This window comes from Mycobacterium sp. TH-M25, from assembly GCF_057473665.1.
The window spans coordinates 1-2,672 of sequence record NZ_JBYCLA010000139.1 but is presented as its reverse complement, the minus strand read 5'-3'; the positions used below and the strand labels follow the sequence as shown (position 1 = coordinate 2,672).

The 2,672-nt window shown below is 65.9% G+C and carries 4 protein-coding genes; 3 read left to right on the top strand and 1 reads right to left on the bottom strand.

Annotation, left to right across the window (positions count from 1 at the left end; genetic code table 11):
- Positions 1–112: 112 nt before the first annotated feature.
- Entirely contained in the window at positions 113–934 is an 822-nt protein-coding gene (locus tag AC2VOU_RS04795; protein ID WP_486956325.1) for a type IV toxin-antitoxin system AbiEi family antitoxin, read from the top strand.
- Positions 931–1,818, top strand: a complete 888-nt coding sequence (locus tag AC2VOU_RS04790; protein ID WP_486956324.1) for a nucleotidyl transferase AbiEii/AbiGii toxin family protein — start codon at positions 931–933, stop codon at positions 1,816–1,818. Before AC2VOU_RS04795 ends, AC2VOU_RS04790 begins: the two co-directional genes overlap by 4 nt.
- A gap of 130 nt (positions 1,819–1,948) precedes the next feature.
- On the opposite strand, the gene AC2VOU_RS04785 is transcribed toward AC2VOU_RS04790, so the two are convergent.
- Entirely contained in the window at positions 1,949–2,368 is a 420-nt protein-coding gene (locus AC2VOU_RS04785; RefSeq protein WP_486956323.1) for a DUF222 domain-containing protein, read from the bottom strand.
- Between the two features lie 88 nt (positions 2,369–2,456).
- Between AC2VOU_RS04785 and AC2VOU_RS04780 the strand changes: the two genes are divergently transcribed.
- On the top strand, positions 2,457–2,672 hold a 216-nt coding region (locus AC2VOU_RS04780), incomplete at its 3' end, for a uroporphyrinogen decarboxylase family protein (RefSeq protein WP_486956322.1).

Sequence of the window (2,672 nt, the reverse complement as noted above, 5' to 3'; positions counted from 1 at the left end):
CGTCAACGCGCCGAATCGCCCCCATGGACAGCATGTTCTCCGCACGTTGCCCCGTTCAGGGACTGCCATCTACACCCGTAGTTTGTTAGTATCGACCGAAGAAGGGTGGTGAATGACAGTGGCGCGAGTTATCCCCCGCTCGGTCGCTGACGTCGTCGAGCAGCTCGAACTCGACGGCGACCTGGTCGTGACGTCAGATCGGCTGGCCACCGTCATGCACCAAGTCGGTCTTGACGGCGATGAGGCGGCGACACGACGTGTCGCGTATGAGCTCCAGCGTGGCGGCTGGCTGGGACAACTGCGGACCCGACACGCCTGGGAGTTCCTCCCCGGAGCGCGCGGCGGTGCCTACGGCTCCGGTGACCGCTTCATCGAGTTTCGCGCGCAGCGCGCCGTGGACCCCGATTGGAGCGGCGTGCTGGCAATGGAAACCGCTGCATCGGTTCTCGGGCTGGCCCAGCGGCTACCGGAGCAGGAGGTCGTTGCGCTCTCTGCCGAGCAAGCCTTTCCCAAAGCACTCGCAGGTGATTGGCGCTACGTCCGCATCGAGTTGTCCGAAGTCGGGCTGACGGCGGTCAACGGATTGCCATCATGGAACCTTGAGGGACTGATCGTCGGCATTGCGGTGCGTCCTTCTGCCTACAAGGACGTAGCTGGCCTCGGCCAGTGGCTGCCGGATGCCGTCACGCACGTGGACGTCGCCACCGTCATCCACTTGCTGGAGACCAAGCGTCGCGCAACGGCGCAGCGCGCCGCATACCTTCTCGGGTCGGCAGGCGACCACAACGCCCAAGCGGCCATCGTTGCCGCCTACCCAGCGACAGAGACGGTCTGGCTTGGACCGCGTGTTGCTGGCGCAGGTGCTTTTGATGCCGAGACCAAGGTCAACGACACTCTGCTTCACCGATACTTCACCGTGGGCACCGGATCGTGACCCGGATTACCGAGGGACATCTTGCGCGCCATTATCAAGGCGCCAGGGGCGGACGCAACGCTGCACTTCTCGACATTGCCCAGGATCACGCGTTGCATTTGCTTCACAACGCCGGGCTTTTCGCACGCGGCCTGGTCTTCAAGGGGGGCACCGCGTTGCGAAAGTTCAGGGCGGGCAACGCTGGCCGTTTCTCGACCGACCTCGACTTCGCCGCGCCCGATGAGGAGGTGGCGCTCGCCGCTCTGCAGGCTCTTGACGGCGTCGAGGTCGACGGCTTCACTTTCGCGATTGAAAATCTCGGTGGCGACGGTCGACGCGGCGACCTGTTGGTGGACACGCCGTTTGGCCGACCGCAGCTGGGCGCCAAGATAGAGCTGGCGCGACACGCCCTCAGCCTGGCACCCGAGATGCTCGACCCAGTGCGGTTGCCGATCCACGGCAGGTACGACTTCATCCTGCCGCCGACTCCCGTGGTCCGCGTCGAGGAGGCTGTCGCTGAGAAGCTGGCCCGCTACCGCCGAGTGTCGCTGGCACGAGATCTCTACGATCTGCAGTGGTTCGTAACTTCGGGGGCGTTCGATGAGTCCCTCATTCGCCGGCTGTGGGTGCTCAAGGTCTACCGCGATGTCGTTGTCGACGGCCGCGGCACCAAACCCGTCGACCCACAGGAGATCCTCACGCCGCGGGACGAACGTGAGTTCCGTCGAGAAGACATCGGCTACCTCACCAGGCCCGTGCGCCTCAACGATTGGATCGCCACTATCCGCAGCCGCTATGCATTCCTTGCTCACCTCGACGCCGACGAGCAGCGCTGGGCCCAATGCAACGAGCGAGACCTTCATGAGGCGGAAACGGCACTCGCGTCGTTTTCGGCGCACACCTGAACCGGAACTACGAGCGCGGGGTGCGCGCGACGTTGCCGTGAACCGGGTGGGCTCAGCGCGTCAGCACCGATCAGCGACCCCGGGGTCTTTGTGGTGCCGTCCAGGGTGGCCCGCTCGGCGATGACGTTGATCACCACCGGCGACGCAACGGGTTTGCCGGCCGCCGGGCACTCTGGGCTCCCGCAGTTGCAGGCCAACCGGTCTCCACCGGCGGCCTGCTGCTCGCGGCGCCGGCGCAGCGCATCGGCGTCGGCGCCGGCCACGACAGCAACTCCCCCACCCGGGGTAGGCGGGTGCGCATCGCCCGGGCGTAGTACAGATAGCTCTCGGCCCAGTTGCGGCTGATCCGCAACGCTGCAGCGATCTCCACAGTGATCGCCGCGGCGGTATCGCTGGCCCAGGTCTCATGCTCCCCGCACTGGCGCAGCCGCACCAGATCGAGCTCACTGATCGCGGCCAACCGCTCACCAGCGGCCCGGTTCTCCGCCCGCGTCGCGGCGGTTATCCGATCAACCAGCGTCGCGGCTGTCTCGGCCATCTCATCGAACATGCTTTCGATACTAGCAATGCTGTCCGACAAGCCGCACTGTGCGGTCATCCGTCAACCGCCGATCAGCCCCGTGGCAGCATTGAACCCGATGACTACCCGCCGTGAGCTGCCTGATTCGCCGTACCTGGTCGCCGCGGCCGGCCGCAAACCGCGTCGGGTGCCGGTGTGGTTCATGCGGCAGGCCGGCCGGTCGCTGCCGGAATACCGGGTGCTGCGGGCGCGGCACAGCTTGCTGGCGGCCTGCCTGGACCCCGAGCTGATCTGTGAGATCACCCTGCAGCCGGTGCGTCGCCATAATGTTGAC

Bases quoted from the DNA above. Each gene is read 5' to 3' on its own strand.
- AC2VOU_RS04795 (WP_486956325.1), top strand. From the start codon at position 113: ATGACAGTGGCGCGAGTTATCCCCCGCTCGGTCGCTGACGTCGTCGAG.
- AC2VOU_RS04785 (WP_486956323.1), bottom strand. From the start codon at position 2,368: ATGTTCGATGAGATGGCCGAGACAGCCGCGACGCTGGTTGATCGGATA.